General features: G+C 39.1%; 19 protein-coding genes. 5 read left to right on the top strand and 14 right to left on the bottom strand.

From position 1 onward, the window contains the following. Positions 1-29: 29 nt before the first annotated feature. From I6N96_RS14780 to I6N96_RS14800, 5 genes are all read right to left on the bottom strand, one after another. The gene (locus I6N96_RS14780) at positions 30-482 is read right to left on the bottom strand and encodes a gamma-glutamylcyclotransferase family protein (protein ID WP_209558329.1); all 453 of its coding nucleotides are present in this window, start codon (positions 480-482) and stop codon (positions 30-32) included. Then, positions 482-1,129, bottom strand: coding sequence for a pyroglutamyl-peptidase I (gene pcp, locus I6N96_RS14785; RefSeq protein ID WP_209558330.1), 648 nt, complete (start codon positions 1,127-1,129; stop codon positions 482-484). The genes I6N96_RS14780 and pcp overlap by 1 nt, the downstream gene beginning before the upstream one ends. Before the next feature lie 242 nt (positions 1,130-1,371). Then, complete coding sequence (locus I6N96_RS14790; RefSeq protein WP_209558331.1) at positions 1,372-2,292, bottom strand: DUF979 domain-containing protein; 921 nt, start codon at positions 2,290-2,292, stop codon at positions 1,372-1,374. After that, positions 2,292-2,987, bottom strand: coding sequence for a DUF969 domain-containing protein (locus I6N96_RS14795; RefSeq protein ID WP_209558332.1), 696 nt, complete (start codon positions 2,985-2,987; stop codon positions 2,292-2,294). Before I6N96_RS14795 ends, I6N96_RS14790 begins: the two co-directional genes overlap by 1 nt. A 279-nt stretch (positions 2,988-3,266) precedes the next feature. Continuing rightward, positions 3,267-3,788 carry a CbrC family protein gene (locus I6N96_RS14800; RefSeq protein WP_209558333.1) on the bottom strand — a complete coding sequence of 174 codons (522 nt, stop codon included), beginning with the start codon at positions 3,786-3,788 and terminating at the stop codon, positions 3,267-3,269. A gap of 266 nt (positions 3,789-4,054) precedes the next feature. Between I6N96_RS14800 and I6N96_RS14805 the strand changes: the two genes are divergently transcribed. The 3 genes from I6N96_RS14805 (at position 4,055) to I6N96_RS14815 (ending at position 6,197) form a co-directional block, all read left to right on the top strand. Beyond that, positions 4,055-4,543, top strand: coding sequence for a TFIIB-type zinc finger domain-containing protein (locus tag I6N96_RS14805; RefSeq protein ID WP_209558334.1), 489 nt, complete (start codon positions 4,055-4,057; stop codon positions 4,541-4,543). 783 nt (positions 4,544-5,326) lie between these two features. Continuing rightward, positions 5,327-5,605: a hypothetical protein gene (locus I6N96_RS14810; protein WP_209558335.1), complete on the top strand. Its 279-nt coding sequence runs from the start codon at positions 5,327-5,329 to the stop codon at positions 5,603-5,605. Between the two features lie 142 nt (positions 5,606-5,747). Next, positions 5,748-6,197 (top strand): hypothetical protein, encoded by a 450-nt coding sequence (locus I6N96_RS14815; protein ID WP_209558336.1) that lies wholly within the window; start codon positions 5,748-5,750, stop codon positions 6,195-6,197. Between the two features lie 133 nt (positions 6,198-6,330). On the opposite strand, the gene I6N96_RS14820 is transcribed toward I6N96_RS14815, so the two are convergent. The 4 genes from I6N96_RS14820 to I6N96_RS14835 form a co-directional block, all read right to left on the bottom strand. Then, complete coding sequence (locus I6N96_RS14820) at positions 6,331-7,044, bottom strand: hypothetical protein (protein WP_209558337.1); 714 nt, start codon at positions 7,042-7,044, stop codon at positions 6,331-6,333. Positions 7,045-7,126: 82 nt separating this feature from the next. Continuing rightward, the gene (locus I6N96_RS14825; protein WP_209558338.1) at positions 7,127-8,608 is read right to left on the bottom strand and encodes a hypothetical protein; all 1,482 of its coding nucleotides are present in this window, start codon (positions 8,606-8,608) and stop codon (positions 7,127-7,129) included. Then, a complete protein-coding gene (locus I6N96_RS14830; RefSeq protein ID WP_209558339.1) occupies positions 8,605-8,961 on the bottom strand; it encodes a DUF3958 family protein in 357 nt (118 codons plus the stop codon). The genes I6N96_RS14825 and I6N96_RS14830 overlap by 4 nt, the downstream gene beginning before the upstream one ends. Positions 8,962-8,974: 13 nt before the next feature. After that, complete coding sequence (locus I6N96_RS14835; RefSeq protein ID WP_209558340.1) at positions 8,975-9,250, bottom strand: TIGR04197 family type VII secretion effector; 276 nt, start codon at positions 9,248-9,250, stop codon at positions 8,975-8,977. A 321-nt stretch (positions 9,251-9,571) separates the two neighbouring features. Between I6N96_RS14835 and I6N96_RS14840 the strand changes: the two genes are divergently transcribed. Both I6N96_RS14840 and I6N96_RS14845 read left to right on the top strand, forming a co-directional pair. Continuing rightward, on the top strand, positions 9,572-10,339 hold the full coding sequence (locus I6N96_RS14840; RefSeq protein WP_209558341.1) for an HNH endonuclease: 768 nt from the start codon (positions 9,572-9,574) through the stop codon (positions 10,337-10,339). A 100-nt stretch (positions 10,340-10,439) separates the two neighbouring features. Continuing rightward, a complete protein-coding gene (locus I6N96_RS14845; RefSeq protein WP_209558342.1) occupies positions 10,440-11,153 on the top strand; it encodes a PmeII family type II restriction endonuclease in 714 nt (237 codons plus the stop codon). 70 nt (positions 11,154-11,223) lie between these two features. Here I6N96_RS14845 and I6N96_RS14850 read toward each other — a convergent pair whose 3' ends face one another. The 5 genes from I6N96_RS14850 to I6N96_RS14870 form a co-directional block, all read right to left on the bottom strand. Then, positions 11,224-12,576, bottom strand: a complete 1,353-nt coding sequence (locus tag I6N96_RS14850; protein WP_245186995.1) for a DNA cytosine methyltransferase — start codon at positions 12,574-12,576, stop codon at positions 11,224-11,226. A 167-nt stretch (positions 12,577-12,743) separates the two neighbouring features. Continuing rightward, the gene (gene leuD / locus I6N96_RS14855) at positions 12,744-13,334 is read right to left on the bottom strand and encodes a 3-isopropylmalate dehydratase small subunit (protein WP_209558343.1); all 591 of its coding nucleotides are present in this window, start codon (positions 13,332-13,334) and stop codon (positions 12,744-12,746) included. After that, the gene (leuC, locus tag I6N96_RS14860; protein WP_209558344.1) at positions 13,334-14,710 is read right to left on the bottom strand and encodes a 3-isopropylmalate dehydratase large subunit; all 1,377 of its coding nucleotides are present in this window, start codon (positions 14,708-14,710) and stop codon (positions 13,334-13,336) included. Before leuC ends, leuD begins: the two co-directional genes overlap by 1 nt. Positions 14,711-14,839: 129 nt before the next feature. After that, a complete protein-coding gene (gene leuB / locus I6N96_RS14865) occupies positions 14,840-15,883 on the bottom strand; it encodes a 3-isopropylmalate dehydrogenase (protein ID WP_209558345.1) in 1,044 nt (347 codons plus the stop codon). Next, positions 15,880-17,406, bottom strand: coding sequence for a 2-isopropylmalate synthase (locus I6N96_RS14870; protein ID WP_209558346.1), 1,527 nt, complete (start codon positions 17,404-17,406; stop codon positions 15,880-15,882). The genes leuB and I6N96_RS14870 overlap by 4 nt, the downstream gene beginning before the upstream one ends. Between the last annotated feature and the right edge of the window lie 425 nt (positions 17,407-17,831).

A 17,831-nucleotide genomic window follows, 5' to 3' on the forward strand; every position in this document is an offset into this window, starting at 1 on the left:
TTTCAATTTAATCGGCGCACTTCGATTGACTAATTAGCAACCTGTTCATGATAATTCCGCCAGTTGCCTTCCTGTAGGTAAATACTGTGATGATCAAAACGTAAATCGTTCTCCGTCACATAAAGGTAACAATAGACCTTCTCGGTGCGACTATATCGTTTTGTCTTCTCATCAAACACTTCAACTTCAACAATTTGGCGCTCATACTCGTTTCGTTCATCATTCACGCCAAAATAGTTTTCCAGCTGATCTACAGAGGATATGTCTGTTTGAAAATCACTCAGCTCAAAAATCTCGCCGTAAACCCAGTCAGCTCCGGGAAGCAATGCAGGATAATGCTTCTCCTTCATATGGAACAGCTTTCCTTTGATACGTGCCTTTTTCGGTCTGCCTTTGACTTTCCCATCCAAGTATTTTTGATAATTGAACAGGTTCTCCATCAAGCTGCCATAGGCAAACAAAGGCATTTCTCTTCCATCCATCAGTGGATGGCACCTCCGATTGCCTTCATGTCCTCTTTGCCGTCATATTCAACGATTGCCTCGATTGCCTTTTCAAGAGAACGTGTGATGTCCGTCAGACTCATATACGGCTGTCCAGCTTTATCAACTACCTGCTCTGGAATATAAGGGACATGGATAAATCCACCCTTCATCTCTGGAAACTCTTTATCGATCATGTATTGAACCTGATACATGATATGGTTACAAACAAAGGTTCCTGCTGTATTTGACACAGCAGCAGGCAGCCCTGCTTCCTTCATTGCTGCAACCATCGCTTTGATTGGCAGTTGCGTGAAATAAGCGGGAGCACCATCAGACTGAATCAGCTCATCAACTGGCTGATTCCCTTCATTATCTGGAATACGAGCATCATCTATATTGATTGCCACACGCTCTGGTGATGGCGCAAAACGTCCGCCTGCCTGACCAATATTCAATACGACATCTGGTTGGTGTACGATGACTGCTTCTTTTACAACCTCTGCAGATTTGCCGAAAACAGTAGGAATTTCCAATTTGATGATCTCAGCTCCACTGATTGTATCTGCCAAGCCCTTTACAGCTTCTAACGCTGGATTGATTGGCTCGCCGCCAAATGGATCGAAACCTGTAACTAAAATCTTCATGATCTATTCACTCCTTGTCTTTATTCGCTGATCTCAATGAATTTACTTTAAAAATAGGATGATAAAATGACCAACTTCCACCGTTATCGACAATTCGCTTTTCAAAAAAATCAGTAGATTCAAGAAAATCATTCTATCCTTCTATGCCTGAAAATCGTTCAGACATTGCTATTCTCCTATTAAGAATAGCAACTATGATACACTCATTATTTCTATCTTGCAAACCTCAGCAGTACTCTTAATTAAAATGCTAAGAAATACATTAAGGCGATATGAACAACGATCAATATGACTGCAATTGGCGCCTGTGTTTTGATGACCGCATTCGGGTCCTTCATTTCCAGTAAAGCCGCCGGCAATGCATTAAAGTTCGCAGCCATAGGCGTCAACAACGTTCCACAGAAACCAGCCGTCATTGCCAATGCTCCTGCAACAACTGGATCTCCACCTTGAGCAATAACAAACGGTACACCGATCCCAGCAGTAATTACTGTAAATGCAGCAAAGCCATTCCCCATGATCATCGTAAAAATGACCATTCCAAGACAATAGGCAACAACACCGATAAATCGATTGCCTTCCGGTATAAACCCTGAAATTCCATCGGAAATCACTGTTCCAACACCCGCAGCATTAAAGATAACACCTAAAGCAGCCAACAGCTGAGGTAGAATACCACTAGTCCCAACCTGTTGAATCATTCTATCTGCATCATCAGCAACTGTTTTTGGTTTTGCTGACGTAATAAACATCGCAATAAGCAAGGTCAGAATTGAAGCAATACCAATACCTACCTGACCGCCTAATGGAGTATAAGAAATCAAAACGGCAAACAATGCTAAAAGGATACACGGCAGAAAAATCCAGCTGCCGACACGTTTTGCAGAAGCCTCTGCAACGTCTTCATCAATATCTGCCAGCTTACCGATTCGAACCTGCTTGAATAGGGTCAGAACTCCCATCAAGATGATGATAATTCCATCGATCAGATACGGAATAAAATTACCAAAGGCAAATACTACACCTAAGAGAAGCCAGAAAGCTGCTGTTCCTAATCTTGTCGGGTGCGTTTCATCCTTGAATACTCGCACCGCAGTTGTCATCAACAGCAGACCAATCAAAATATAGAAAAACTCCAATAAGTTACTAACGATTTGTTCCATTATTGTTGTCCTCCCTTATCTTCACGCTTACTGTATTTTTTCGCCAGCTTTCTATCCATCAATAGGTTATAACCGCCTGCTAGCACTAAAACGATCAATGCGATTGGTATCGACATTTGAGCAACCGCTGATTCAGCAATATCATAGCCTAAAGACTTCATTGTCCCTGTAATAAGCAACACGCCTGACGCAGCAACAAATGTATTCTGAGCAAAGAAATTCCCGAAGTTCTCGTTTGCAGCAGCACGTGCTTTGATCATTTCCTCATCCTCTTCATCCAGCTTGCCGTATTTGTTCTCAGCAGCAGCCTGTGCCATTGGGTTGACGATTGGACGAATAAACTGTGTATGCCCTTGAATACGAATGGAGAAGGCCCCCGCCAGCTCACGAATAACAAGGTACAGTGTGATAAAACGTCCCGGTGTAAGGCTCTTGATTTTTTCAATCAATACTACCGCCTGTTGACGCAATCCAAAACGCTCCGAAATACCAATCATCGGCAGCGTCAGTAAAAACAAGGTAACTAATCGATTGGAAACAAATGCTTCTCCCAACATCTCCAAAAATTCTACAATCGAAATCCCCGATACCATAGCTGTTACAAATGCCGCAATCAGCACTACAGCGATCGTATCAAACTTAAAAATAAAGCCAACTAAAATAATCAAAATGCCGATCAATTTAATCCATTCCATCTACTTATCTCCTTTAAAAAAAATTTTGACTTTATTTAGTATATACTAAGTTACTTTGCAGACAAAGAGAAAATTAGAAATTTCTGAAAATTCCAATTACTTTTTAATGAAAATCTGATGAATGACTGAAATATTTTTTTACTACTAGAAGACAAAAGAACAGTAGATCCATCAATTAGATCTACTGCCCTCTTATTTTGATATCAGATGCAACCGTAAACAACACGAACCCGGTGCTTACAGTCACGTACTTATTAGGACGTTAAAGCTCTGAGCCAATCAATCGCAGTCCACCCACAAACGGTACTTGCCGCAGTGTAAACATTGGAAAAGATAACCGCACATCGAACCTGATTTTGTCAGATAAGAACGAATCCCTTGATAATGACCGAGCGCTTCATACTCCGCAATCACCTGATCTGCAATGCCCAGCTCCTCTAGTTCTTTTGTGCCAACCTCACCAAGATAAGCACAAAAATCATCACAATGAGCCAGCCAATACTCTCCTTGCCAGCTAACATAGCCCGGTGTGTGCTTAAATAACTCGTTGACTCGCTCCTGACTGGTCACTTGATCGACTTCTGCATCTTGAATGAACTCGCCATCAAACGTTTCAGCAGCCTTTCCATTCGCCACACAGGTTAGACAAACACATTCGATTTCTTCGGTGCTGTACATATGGCTGATTGATTTTGTGACTGTTTCACCACAACACTCACAGGTATTTGAGCTTGTCTCAAGAATACCGATTTCATCGAGATTTGGACTGTATTTGAAGGTTGGATAGTTTTGCTTTGGCATTAAGAACACTCCTTTTTAAATTATTTATTCTTCCAAATATTGGTATACACTTATTATAAATTATCGCTTTTCAAGAATATAGTAATTTTTGATTATAGAAACCTGGACTAGAGATAAATTGATCAAAATAATCGTTTACTAGATTCTCTCTTACCTTGCGATGCATTCATTTAATTATAAATTAAACTCCTCTGTTCTAAAATTGAATTGTATCCGCCGATTATATACGTGTATAATGTTTAACAGAAGCTATAAGGGAGGATGTAATGAAAAAGATATTTTGTGAAGCCTGTGGTAGTACTGATTTAGTGAAAGAAGATACTATCTACACTTGTCCATATTGTCACACCGTCTATGAAAGCAATTCCCCAGCAATCGAAAAGACGATGAAGAATGAATCAGTTACAACAGATTTACCAACCGAACCAATCAAGTCATCTACAATACAAGCCACAGCAAAAATAGCGCCTAACAAAAAGATAAAAAAAGACAATAAAAAACTCTACTGGAAGATATTTCTTGCCATATTTGCTCTGGGCTCTATTGGAGCAGCCTTCGATTATTTGAAAGAAGGAAACATTTACAGTACTATAGAGTATTTTTCTATATTTGTCGTATGTACTAACGCCTTTTATACTGCTGTTACTTCACGAAAAGTATTCATAACGAAGAAAATATCCGGTGGATGGGCACTTCTTTTGCTTGCTGTATTCTGGGCACTTATCCAGAATATTTTCGGCATTCAAGGAAGCTAGAAAAAATGGAAATCTAAGAAATTTGACATTATTGCACAACAAATGATAGCTGCTGTAAAATTTTTTTCTGTTATTTTTCCTTATATAATAAAAGAGGATAGATCGGTCATGTTATTTAACTTTTGTTCCCATTGCAACGCTATTTTCTTTCAGCTATACTAAGTGCGTAGGATAGAAATCAATAACAATTGAATAGATAATTGGCACTTCCTGATTCGGCGCCAACCGAATTGATGAAGCCTTGTAGAGACAGCTGTAACTGCCTTGCAAGTCGCCGATAGCGCAAGCAAACTGATTGCTTCAGTCCACCCATAATCTCCTTAATCCCTATAACGAAGGAACACTCCTTTTTGAACAGGGCTGCAAGCATACCAGTCTTCTTTGTTGACTATTGTAGACGATAGCAGGTATTCCCCTGTTATCGTCTTTTTTCTATCCTGCAATTGAGAAAAAACTTTAGCGATGCTTCACAAAGGTTCTCAGCATTCTTTTTCATCGCTATAGAATCAGCCTTTCAGGCCAAAATAAAAAGGCACTTCGTCGCCTGGCGCCAACCGAGCGACAAAGCCCTGTATAAACGGCTGTAACCATCTATACAAGTTGCCTAACTGTCATTGTACCTAATTTCAGAAAATATTTCTACACAATGACGGATTTTTCTGCCAACGATCAATTGATTTCCTGATTTGCAGAAAAATAAAATTTTACAGTTTTTTTCAATAAAAAGCGTATACGCAAAAAGTACCGCGTATTTTTTCAATATATCAAAAAGGAGTGCAAGCAATGGACAAGCAAACAAATTGTATCAAGGCAATTCCCTATCACGAAATACTTGCTATGCAAGAAATCAATGAACGACTGGACTCATGGCAGAAGATGCTGGAAATTCTAGAAATCTTTTTCTCTGAGGAAAATCCGCCGGTCAACAAGAAGAAGATCATACGAGACTACCATGCATGCGGGAGGCTGTTTAAAGCGTTTCAGAAGGATTACAGCGTGCTACTCCAAAATGACAAAGACTTGATTAAGAGCATGGTGACAGGCAAGAAAAACAATCATTAATTGTCAATCCGTCTACTTTTTAATCACTAACTATTCCTTTTGTATTTCTTACTTTTTTATTCTGTTGCTTTTCTAAAACTGAGTTGATTCAAACAATGGATTCACGGTATAATCAAGTGACAAATGAAAAGGTGAGTGAAAAATGAAAAATATGAGTTGTACAGCATGCGGAAGTACCGAATTAACAAAGAAGGACAACCATTATGTCTGTAGCTATTGCAACAGTTCTTATTTAGAAGAAACAACAGCAAAAGTCCCTCCTACAAAAACTATCGTAAAAAACATATTTATAAATAAAACTGAACCAACACCCAAGCAGCAAGAAGTAAAGAAAGTCTCATTCTTCAAAAAAATATTCGGACTCCCTTTTTTTCTTATTGGAAGCCTTCTACTTATCTTAGGACTTGCCTTCTTAAAAGAAGGTATCCTATTCGAAGCTGCTTTTTTTGGATGGCCAGGATTAATACTTACAAATTTGAGCTACACTACTATTACAGGAAAACAGATTTTACTGACAAAGAAATTCAACGGTTGGCAGCTATTTCTCATCACCATTTTGTTGATTGTACTAGCGATAGTGATGATATCGTGATGCTTTTATACTAACTATAAAGGTAACTACTATGTGATAAACAGTTTCCCTCCAAAATAGAAATGTATCATAACCTTTGAAAGAGGCTATGATACATTTCTATTTGAATTATTCTAAAACTAACCCTATAGCCTTAAATTACATCGTTTATAAGACCTGCTACGGGAACATCTCCAAGCTTGTGAGAAAAATCTGCTGTCATTTCAGGAATAATGATTGTTTCTAAATACTCCTTTTTCGTCACTTCATTTTCTCGGTCGATTATATTTCCTTGTCCATCAAAATCAACCTTGTAAGCAACCTCAAAAACCAGTGCGCGGTTAAGAACCGAAGGATTTCCTGAAGGATCATAGCTTGTCTCTAACTCTTTATCCTCCCTATCATACAAAGGAATAACCTTAGGATACGAGCTTTCAACAATTGCTTTTAATTTATCATTCTCAAGAAATTCTGGATCACCCTTCAAATTTCTAAATATCTCCAGCTCCTCTGTTGATAAACGCTCAATATGCAGATTGTTTCTAAGATAGATATATGTCGTGTCTAAGGATGAGTCCTTTTGATAGATTGTTTGCTCGCTCTCTTCAACTGGTGAATAGCCTAGAGAGCTATCCTGAAGCTTTTGATCAAAATCGCTGATATCTAACTGCCCAATCAAATAGTTTTCAAATACTTTTCTATACATTGTATACACTTGGTCAAACGTCTCTGATAATTGACCGTTTTCAGCAAGTCCCTTCGTTTCAGCTAATTCAATATCATACGTCATTGGTTTTGACTGCGCCTGAAGTTTAGAAAGGACTTGTTCTGTCTTACCAGCTGAAGGTGTTGCTCCGTCTTTTTTCACTTGATTCCCTCCATTCAAAAAAAGTACCCAAGCTATAATTGCAACTGCTATTACGATGACCAATACAAATAAACCTCTGCGTCTATTCATATACGACTACCTGTAGGTCTGCATAGCTGCCATCATAATTTGATACAGGGAAATCATTTGGATTCACAGTGTATATTTCTCCCCACGAAGAAACAATCAAATTACCGTTACTATCTTTTCCAGTCACTGTCATCGCATGGCCGCCTTCAATATACTTCTCATTTCCGTTCTTATCGTACATTTTTACAGGATTCACTCGAATAACTACTTGACCATCCGCTGCAAGCTTATCATAATTTGATGCAGTTGCACTAATGTTTTCACGAACATCTACTGAAATCCCATGATCACTCATGTATTTTTCCATTCTGTATTCTCGGCTATCTACACTAGTCCCACTTCCAGTAGCGTCTTGTCTTAAATCGTAATCAGATTTTGGCCCATCAATAATATTTCCATCCCTATCCTTTTCTTTATAGTCCTCATATTCATCCAATTCTTCCCAACTGAAAAAAAGGAACGATTTTTTATTACGATTGTCGGTAGCACAATAAAAGTCTACTAAAAGATAATCATAGTTCATGACCTTATACCCATTCTCATCAATAGAATACATTGGAAAGCCAAATTTTTCTTCAAAGCCCTTCGGATCATTTTCATAATGAACAAATATCGTATTAATCATGGCCACATAGCCACACCCTTCATTATTTAGGCGTCTAAGTAAAATCAGCATTTCTGCTTCCGTGTAATCCGGATAGTAGGAACGGATAATTTCTGCAAATTTTTCATCACTATAAAACTTACTAGCCGGAGAACCCTGGTCTCCTCCATATTCTCCATTCTCATCATAAACGGTTGGGTTTTTCTGTCTCCTCAATCTTTCCTGCCATTGTTGAGCAACTTTTTCTGCCCAGCCCATTTTACTTTTTTCAGGAAGAACAAACACACCATTTTCTCCATTCCAACAACCATTAGCTTGAGAATTCCCTTCTTGTACCAATGCCTTTAGCTGCTCAATATCAGAAAAAATACTAGGAGAATAACTATGAAAATCAGTTAATTTTCTCAATTTCTCTTCTAATTCACTTTTTATTTTACTATACATCCCGCTAACCAACGCATTTTTAGTTAATTGAAATACCTTTGTTAGAGGGTCGATAGAAGAAGAGCGAATCACTTTTCTCTGTTCTTCCAATGCAAGAATCTGTTCATTCCACTCATTAATCTGCTCTTCCAGCTCTGAAGACTTTAAATCACCACTTTCAACTCGTGCGATATACTCTTCGGGAAACTTCTGATTTGCTTCCATAACAGTTTCGGATAATAATGTTGCTCCCTGAACCAAGGGAATAAGCACCACATCAAAAAAACATTTTGCAGAATCATAGGCCTGAGATCGCAGCTCTGTATCAGAGGTAAACTTTCCAAAACTATTGATTAACCGCTCGTATGAGTTTTGTTGACGAGTACACAACGCTTTTACGCTACTCGATTGTGTTTGTGTTTGAGATAAATACATGTCAATGCTCATTCTTCTTCTCCTTCCAATTCAATTTTTCTCTTTTGATAAGAAAGATCACTTTCTCTATCCTCAATACTCCTTTTTTCTCTTTGGATACGTTCTTTTTCTTCATCTAAATTGAGTAAGATTACGGAATGCTCTGAATGAATCTCATCTTTTAAAGCTTCCAAAGCATAAGGATTTTCAGAAAAAATGTTGCTTTCTTCTAAACGTCCCAACAGAAAATCTGCTTTTCGGAATAATTCCTCATAGTTTTCCTCTATATTTTCTACCTGCTTTTGTGTGGAGCTTTTGCTTTCTTTCTCCTCTGTAAGCTGTTGTGCTTTTTTTGATAGCGCTTTTATTTTATCTTCTTTTTTCACAGTGATCTCGCCCCTAACCAAATGGAGTGATATTAAATATACTGCGAATACTCTTATCCATAGCCTCAAACTCTGATGCAACACTCTTCAAATTATTCGCAGAATTACCAACAGTTGCTGTTATATCCTCCACTGTTTGCTTTACCAACTCAATACTTTCATGTGCGTTACTATTTCCAGCAACTGTAGTATTGTCATCCTTACTAACAGACGCCGGCATATTCAACGAATCCAAAGCTGAAAAGATATTGGTCGCCAACACACAAGCACGCTCTTTATTACTATCCATCACAACTCACGTCCTTTTTCTATATATATACAAATAATAACATAAAGTAATCAATAACTCTCTAATATTTTTATATTATTTAGATGCTAATTAGCCTCATTTTGATGACGATACTTTAAAGAAAAATTCATTGAGACAACCTAACTAATAGGAAAAATAGCTAATAGCTAACACTTGATATCTATGTAAAAATTATTTTAGGTAGTAGAAAGATGATTTGACCCTTATTTTATGATTAATAAAATCCCATTTTAACAATGATTTATGTACACTTTACTCTATCAAAATGTTATTATAACTTTATCAAGGGATGATAGAAGGATGATTATTTTGAAATATAATTTTGTTATTGGAGAAACTTATACACGAAAAGACGTTAAGACTATTATAGGTGCCGAAGACCCACACTTAACAACAGGACAATGGACAACTGGATATGCCTCATTTGATGGTTGCTATTTTCTATTTGCAAATATTAATTCACCTGGAAGAACTGGACATAACTATAAAAACAATTTAGTTGATAACGACCTTTACTGGTTTAGCAAAAAAAAACAAACACTTAAGACTAAAACTATTAAAAACTTTTTAAGTGGAAAATATGAAGTCTATGCCTTCACTAGAACAGACAGTAAAAATCCTAATTTTATGTTCCACGGTCTTGGCTTTGTTAAGGACTATGAAGATGTACAACCCGCTCATTTAGTATGGGGATTCTCAAAAAGTTTGTCGAATATACCAAATGAGTATAGATCAAAAAAGCGTATTTCTTATATAGAAGGTGTTAGGAGGAAGACGATGATCACCAAATATGAGAGAAATCCGGCCGCCAGAAAAAAATGTATTGAGCATTATGGAGCATCTTGCTTGGTTTGTGACATGAATTTTGAAGAGAAATATGGAAAAATAGGAAAAGATTTTATACATGTACATCATGAAGTAGAAATAAGTAGTATTGGAAAAGAATATGAAATTGATCCTATTACAGATTTAAAGCCAGTCTGTCCAAATTGTCATGCTATGTTGCATAAAAGAAAACCAGCTTATAGTATTGGAGAATTGACAATACTGATAAAAGAGAACAATTGAACATAATTTTTGAAAGCATATACCATACATACTGTACAAAACTAACAATCAACGATATACTTACCAGTAAATAGGTAAAAAAATGTTAGAGGTGTATAGTATGATTGATCCTACAAATAATGATGAAATTATTGTAAAAGCAAAGGAATTTTTCAGAGAAGTTATTGGAGAGAATCACATAAAAAATACTAAGAAATTGAGTAATATAAATAATTTTAATGTTAATCCATTTCTTAATAAATATCTAGCAAACTTCCTCACTGGAAATGACAGTCCTGAAAGTATTGCTAAAGCTCTTATATATCCTAGAGTACTTGGAACATCTATTACAACTTCATTTGGCTCAAATCTACAGAAATTTATTAATACTACTTTAGAAGGTTATGGTTCTACTACTTCTGGAATAGATATTGAATTTATAGATAAAATTGATAATCGAAAAAAATATTGTCAAATAAAAGCAGGCCCTCAAACAATTAATTATGATGATGTTACAACTATTGAAAATCATTTCAAAAAGGCAATCAATTTGGGGAGAACGAATGGAGTTCCTATTGCTAATATGGATTGCGTAGTTGGAGTTTTTTATGGTGAACAGAATGAACTCAGTCAATTTTACAAAACAATTAATCAAAATTACACTGTTTTAATTGGAAAGGAATTTTGGTTCCATCTAACAGGTGACGAAGACTTTTACAATAAGATCACAGATGCAATAGGAGAAATAGCAAATGAGTTTGATGGAAGAGATTTGTTGGAGCTAACAACTAAAGAATTGGCAAAAAAACTAAAAGAAATTGATACACTAGAATGATAACAAAAAAAGAGATTGGAACAAAGTAAGTTCCCAATCTCTTTTTTGTTAATTATTTTCTTAATTTTAGTTAAAATTGGTTCAAGTATTTAATTACAGATAGCCCCACATATTTAGCTAAATTAACAGGAACAGCATTACCAATTTGCTTATATTGTGCTCCTATTCCTCCTTCAAAAGTCCACTCATCCGGAAAGCTTTGGATACGAGCATATTCTCTAACTGTAAATGGTCTAGTCTCACTTGGATGACAACGTTCCGTTTGCTTTTGACTTGGCGAAGTGGTTAGAGTTAGTGAAGGTTCATCCCATGACATTCTGCGAGCCATCCCCCTTCTCCCACCGCCAGAGTTGTAAGAGGCTCCCATATAATCTTTTGCGATCTCTACAGGTAAATCTATCCAACAACCTCCTGGAGGTACCATTTCCAAAATTGCTCTTTTTTTCTCAGAATAACCAACCCCTACACTTTGGGGCACATCTCTTAAAACATCTTTTAGGACGGGTCTGTTCTTTGACACTTCTGGAAATCTGAATGAATATTTTTGCGTCTTTATCAAATCATTTCTTATACCGATAATAACTATCCTTTCTCTTTTTTGAGCTACATCATAGTCCCATGAATTAAGAATATTCCAACAGATATCATAGCCTGACTCCTCAAAGATTTGAATCATAGTTTCTAAAGTACGACCTTCATCATGGTTCACTAAACCTTTTACATTTTCCGCAATAAAAATTTTCGGCTTCAATTCCCTTAATATTTGAGAATAAGGATAAAAGAGAGTCCCTCTAATATCATTTAAACCATGACGTAAACCAGCGTAACTGAAACTCTGACAAGGATATCCTCCTGATAAAACATCTAATTCTCCTGAAAAATTGAATAATTCATGATTGCTTATTCCTCGCTTTGCTATATCATTAATGTCTCCTTCTATAACAGACCAATTGGGACGATTTTTCTTAAGCGTTTTACTAGCTAAATGATCTATTTCAATTGCTCCGACTGAATGCAAACCCGCTTCCTCAAGCCCTAATGCTAGTCCCCCTGCACCAGCAAAAGTCTCTAGAACTGTATATTCTTTTGATGGCCTAACTTTGGCTACATCCATATAGTCATCCAGTTTGTAACTAAACCTATCAATTTTTAAAGATTCTAATAACTCAACTTGCTTAAACTCTCGTTCTTCGCTTATGATTGGTTCTTTTTCATCAGCATTTTCAGATACAATTAATTCATCAAACGAGATACTTAATGCATCCATCAAATTGAGCACATTTGTTTTTACTGGACAAAAGTCCTCTGATAACATTTGAGATAACTGGCTCTTACTCATCCCAATTCTCTCTGCTAATTCAGTCTGTGTTTTTATATTTTTTATTTTCATTGCATGCATAACAGCTTCTTTATTAATAAACAAATAACCACACCTTTAGTTTAAATTATTATTAACAACCCGATTATATATCGAAATCTATCTTTAGTCAAATTGAAAACAAAAAAATTTCATATCCAAACTAATATACGAAATAATGATTAAATCCCTTTATTACATTGTAAAAAGCCACAAAAAGAAGTCTACTAAAATTAAGTAGACTTCTTTTTGTAGTTCCTTTTTTCATACTCCCCTATCGCATCTTCATACTCCAAAGTAATTGCTATATCATCCAGCCCATTCACAAGTTTATGTTTCCATGTTCCGTCAATTTCAAACTCATATGCTTCTCCATTCGCAACAACTTGCTGGTTCGGCAGGTCAACGGTGATTTCCTGCTCTGCCGGCAATGCTGCCAGCTTTTGGCGTGCTTCCAGCGGAAGCACGATTGGCAGTAGGCCATTCTTTGTGGCGTTCATGTAGAAGATATCGCTGAAGCTGCCGGCGATGACGGCACGAAAGCCGTAATCAGCGAGTGCCCAGGCGGCGTGCTCACGTGATGAGCCGGAGCCGAAGTTGTCGCCGGAGATCAGGAACTCTGCCCCTTGATACTGAGGCTCGTTCAAGATAAATTCTGGATTAAGCGAGCGATCCGGCAGGTAGCGCCATTCGTCGAATAGGAACTCGCCGAAGCCTGTTTTTTCGATTCGTTTTAGAAATGATTTTGGAATGATCTGATCGGTATCGATATTGTCGTTCATCAATGGAACGGTCGTTCCTGTATGTTGTGTGAATGCCTCCATTATGCTCCCAGCTCCTCTCTGATATCAATAAATGTTCCGTTCAATGCAGCAGCTGCTGCCATTGCCGGACTGCATAGATGTGTGCGTGCGCCTTTGCCCTGTCTTCCTTCAAAGTTTCGGTTAGAGGTAGACGCGCAATGAACGCCTGCCGGTACTTGGTCAGGGTTCATTCCCAGACACATAGAACAGCCTGGTTCACGCCATTCAAAGCCTGCTTCCTTGAAAACTTTGTCCAGTCCGATTTTTTCTGCTGCTTTTCGTACAGGTCTCGATCCTGGTACGACAATAGCTGTGATGCCGTCTTTGACCTGTTTCCCACGGACAACGTTTGCCGCTTCCTCCAGATCGGACAGGCGGCCGTTAGTACAGGAACCGATAAAGACGTAACCCACTTCGATATCAGAAGGACGTTGCCCTGGTTTCAGGTCCATATAGCTGTATGCTCGTTCGTCATTCATGTCTTTGATTTCCGGGAAGGTTCCTGTGACTGGAATCCCCATTTCCGGATTGGTGCCCCATGTCACAAAAGGAACCAGCTCGTCTGCGTTCAGCTCTAGATTCGCTTCATAGGTCGCATCCGGATCACTTGGCAGTGTTGCCCAATTAGCAATAGCAGCTTCCATGTCCCTCGGTGCATACTCACGTCCTCGAACGTATTCATAGGTTTTTTCGTCAGGTGCCATCATTCCCATTTTAGCGCCGCCTTCAATTGCCATGTTGCAGATTGTCATACGTTCTTCCATTGACAGGCTTTCAATCGTATCGCCATAGAATTCCACTGCATAGCCAACGCCGAAGTCCACACCATATTTAGCAATCAATGCCAGAATGATATCCTTCGCATAGACACCCTTTGCCAGCTTTCCGCTGATTTTCACACCCATGCTTTTCGGCTTGCGCTGCCAGATACACTGTGTAGCAAAGACATGCTCCACCTCACTAGTCCCGATCCCAAATGCCAAGGCACCGAACGCACCATGTGTAGCCGTATGAGAGTCCCCACAAACAATGATTTTCCCTGGCTGAGTCAGCCCTGTTTCCGGTCCAACCATATGAACGATCCCCTGACGTTCACTGCCGTTTTCACACAACGTCACACCAAACTCATCACAATTTTTCTTAAGTGCTTCAATCTGTTTCTTTGCTACAAGATCAGTGATATTGAAGATGTCCTGAGTGGGTACATTATGATCCATCGTTCCAAAGGTTTTCTCTGGTCGGCGTACCTTTCTTCCTGCTTCACGCAACCCTTCAAAGGCCTGTGGTGAAGTTACTTCATGAATCAGATGAAGATCCACATACAACAGCTGCGGCTCCCCTGCTTCTCCTGCTACTATATGTCGTTCCCATAGCTTATCAAACAATGTTTTTCCCATACGCTTTGCTCCTTATTCATAGTCACCTGATGATTCCCATTGAAAATCCCAGCCGGTCCTCCTACCTCAACCAACCAATTTCCTGTTCATCTGTGCTTTGCTTTTCACTCTATTAAAGCTATACCCTGCCTAGCTTCTCAATTCCTTGAGTACAGCATCTGTAAATTCCCGAGTCCCTGCATTTCCACCTAAATCTTTCGTTAAAACGCCTGCATTCATTACTTGGTCACAGGCTGATTCGATTTTCTGCGCTGTTTCTTCCATTCCAAATGATTGTCGGAGCATCATGGCAGCCGACAAAATCATCGACATCGGATTAGCGATATCTTGTCCGGCAATATCCGGAGCCGAACCATGGATTGGTTCATAAAGTGACGGACCACTCTCACTGTGACTGGCACTTGGCATCATGCCAAGCGACCCTGGAATGACTGAAGCCTCATCACTTAAAATGTCGCCAAACAGATTTTCCGTAACGATCACATCAAAGTCCTTTGGTCGTGTGATCATGACCATTGCCGCTGAGTCTACCAGTTGATGCTCTAGAGTACAGTCCGGAAATTCCTGAGCTACCTCATCCGCCGTTTGACGCCACAGCTTGCTAGTTGCCAAGACATTGGCCTTATCAACAGAGGTTACTTTTTTATTTCTTGTTCGAGCGATTTCAAATGCTTTACGAATGATTCGCTGAATTTCCGTTTTTGTATAGGTACACAGATCAGAAGCTTGATCTTCATCCAGTCTTTTTTCTCCAAAATAGATCCCCCCTGTCAGCTCACGAACAACGATAAAATCGACATCCTTTACATTCTCTTCCTTTAGAGGTGATAAATGAATCACTGCCTTCGGTACACTGATTGGTCGAATATTTGCAAAGAGTCCTAACGCCTTTCTCAGTCCCAACAGCCCTTGCTCTGGTCGTTTCGGCGCCTGATCCCATTTAGGACCGCCGATAGCACCTAGCAGAATCGCATCTGACTCCTGACAAGCTTTCAAGGTTTTCTCCGGTAATGGGTCACCCTCACTATCTATTCCAGCCCCTCCAAAGGGATACTCCTGTATATCAAAGTCGATTGAATCCTGAACCATGATCTCCGATAAGATACGCAGTGCACTATCCATGATTTCTTTACCAATACCGTCGCCCGGCAATGCAATAATTCGTTTTGTCATTTTATCTGCCCCATTTCCTTTTTGAATCGTTCACTTGCCTGTACATACGCCTTAGCAGAAGCTTGAAGAACATCGAAATCGATGCCAGTCCCATTGAACTGCTTCCTCGTGCCTTTATCTTGGACAGTGACATAGACCTCCGCCTGTGCATCTTCTCCACCAGTAATTGCTTTGATGGCATATTGTTTCAGTTCAGGACTCTGCTCCATGATTTTATCGATTGAATTATAAATTGCTTGGATGCTCCCTGAACCGATTGCTGATTCTGTTTTTGTCTCTGTTTCGTCTATTTTCATTGAGACGATTGCGCCCTGACTACCGTCAGATACATATTGAAGCTGGACACGTTCCAATCGGCAGATTTCTTCTGTTTCCTGTGATTGTCCGATCATCAATGCAATTAGATCCTCGTCTGTGACCTGCTTCTTTTTATCCGCCAATGCCTTAAAGCGCTTGAAGGCTGTTTTGATTTCGTCTTCGTCTAATTGATAACCAAGCTCTTCCATTTTTGTTGAAAAGGCATGACGTCCCGACAGCTTCCCTAGCGGCAGTGAGTTTGTGTTCACACCAACCAATGATGGCGTAATGATTTCGTAGGTATCCGGATTTTTCAAAACTCCGTCCTGATGAATACCTGATTCGTGGGCATAGGCATTGGCACCAATAATTGCTTTATTTCTCGGTACAGCTACACCAGACAAATGACTGATCAAATCACTGGTTCGCTTCGTTTCATTCAATACAATATGGCTATCTGCCAGATAAAAGTCTTTGCGTATATGGAGAGCCAACGCGACCTCCTCCAATGCAGTATTTCCAGCACGTTCACCGATGCCATTTACCGTTCCTTCCACTCGTTGTGCGCCGTTCTCGATTGCTGCCAGTGCGTTAGCTGTTGCCATCCCCAAATCATCATGACAATGGGAAGAGAAAATGATTTCCTGTTCACTAGTAATGTTTTCAATCAGAAATTTGAACAATAGGCCGTACTCTGTTGGATTGGAGTAGCCGACTGTATCAGGGACATTGATGATTGTCGCCCCCGCATCAATTGCTGTTTGAACTGCCCGTAGAAGAAAGTTTTTCTCTGTTCGTGTTGCGTCCTCTGGTGAGAATTGAACCTTTTCAAACTTTGTCCTCGCATAGGTCACATGCTCTTTGATTGAAGCAAGCACCTTATCCGGGGTCATTTTCAGCTTGTACTCCATATGCACCGGACTAGTTGCCAGAAATACGTGAATCTGTGGGTGTACAGCATCTTTTAGTGCTTCATGGGCACGGTCGATATCTTTTTTCTGACAGCGTGCCAAGCCGGCTACCGTCATACGTGTTGCTGCTTGAGCAATTGCCTGTACTGCTTCAAAGTCTCCTTCTGAAGCAATGGGAAAGCCTGCTTCAATCGTATCGATCCCCCACTTTTCCAGCTGCATGGCAATCTGCACCTTTTCCTTCGTATTGAAATTGACACCTGGGGTCTGTTCCCCATCTCTCAAGGTTGTATCGAAAAATTGAATCACTGCCATAATAAGTATCCTTCTCTCTTCGTTATTATTTGATTATTTCGAATTTTCTGAATAAATAATGTATTACGTAATTGAAATGCCTGCTCCCTTCAATGAAAATCCAGCTTTTATGTGTCCTACAACGAATCTTGCTATGTTTTCTTTAGAGCCGCAAGTAGTCTATGTCTTATAACAACATAGCCTCTTGTCCTTCAGTTCTTGTGCTGTTGTCTGCATTTTTATCAGCAACTATCCAACAAAAAAAGCACCCCACGTCCGGGATGCTTGAACCTTCATCCCATTCATGCAAATGCTAAACAGGACTCTTTCGTTCTGATCAAAAACCTCAATCAGATAGCCGAGTCCTTCTCTAATAATAATAAAAATGTTTGTTTGTATGTCGTTTTTCTCATTACAATCAACATCCTCTATTTACTGAATTTTCT

The sequence above is a fragment of the Enterococcus larvae genome (genome assembly GCF_017830045.1).
Taxonomy (GTDB): domain Bacteria; phylum Bacillota; class Bacilli; order Lactobacillales; family Enterococcaceae; genus Enterococcus_L; species Enterococcus_L larvae.

Excerpts from the sequence above, each read along its gene's own strand:
- I6N96_RS14780 (WP_209558329.1), bottom strand. The coding sequence starts at position 482 with ATGGATGGAAGAGAAATGCCTTTGTTTGCCTATGGCAGCTTGATGGAG.
- pcp (WP_209558330.1), bottom strand. The coding sequence starts at position 1,129 with ATGAAGATTTTAGTTACAGGTTTCGATCCATTTGGCGGCGAGCCAATC.
- I6N96_RS14790 (WP_209558331.1), bottom strand. The coding sequence starts at position 2,292 with ATGGAACAAATCGTTAGTAACTTATTGGAGTTTTTCTATATTTTGATT.
- I6N96_RS14795 (WP_209558332.1), bottom strand. The coding sequence starts at position 2,987 with ATGGAATGGATTAAATTGATCGGCATTTTGATTATTTTAGTTGGCTTT.
- I6N96_RS14800 (WP_209558333.1), bottom strand. The coding sequence starts at position 3,788 with ATGCCAAAGCAAAACTATCCAACCTTCAAATACAGTCCAAATCTCGAT.
- I6N96_RS14805 (WP_209558334.1), top strand. The coding sequence starts at position 4,055 with ATGAAAAAGATATTTTGTGAAGCCTGTGGTAGTACTGATTTAGTGAAA.
- I6N96_RS14810 (WP_209558335.1), top strand. The coding sequence starts at position 5,327 with ATGGACAAGCAAACAAATTGTATCAAGGCAATTCCCTATCACGAAATA.
- I6N96_RS14815 (WP_209558336.1), top strand. The coding sequence starts at position 5,748 with ATGAAAAATATGAGTTGTACAGCATGCGGAAGTACCGAATTAACAAAG.
- I6N96_RS14825 (WP_209558338.1), bottom strand. The coding sequence starts at position 8,608 with ATGAGCATTGACATGTATTTATCTCAAACACAAACACAATCGAGTAGC.
- I6N96_RS14835 (WP_209558340.1), bottom strand. The coding sequence starts at position 9,250 with ATGGATAGTAATAAAGAGCGTGCTTGTGTGTTGGCGACCAATATCTTT.
- I6N96_RS14840 (WP_209558341.1), top strand. The coding sequence starts at position 9,572 with ATGATTATTTTGAAATATAATTTTGTTATTGGAGAAACTTATACACGA.
- I6N96_RS14845 (WP_209558342.1), top strand. The coding sequence starts at position 10,440 with ATGATTGATCCTACAAATAATGATGAAATTATTGTAAAAGCAAAGGAA.
- leuD (WP_209558343.1), bottom strand. The coding sequence starts at position 13,334 with ATGGAGGCATTCACACAACATACAGGAACGACCGTTCCATTGATGAAC.
- leuC (WP_209558344.1), bottom strand. The coding sequence starts at position 14,710 with ATGGGAAAAACATTGTTTGATAAGCTATGGGAACGACATATAGTAGCA.
- leuB (WP_209558345.1), bottom strand. The coding sequence starts at position 15,883 with ATGACAAAACGAATTATTGCATTGCCGGGCGACGGTATTGGTAAAGAA.
- I6N96_RS14870 (WP_209558346.1), bottom strand. The coding sequence starts at position 17,406 with ATGGCAGTGATTCAATTTTTCGATACAACCTTGAGAGATGGGGAACAG.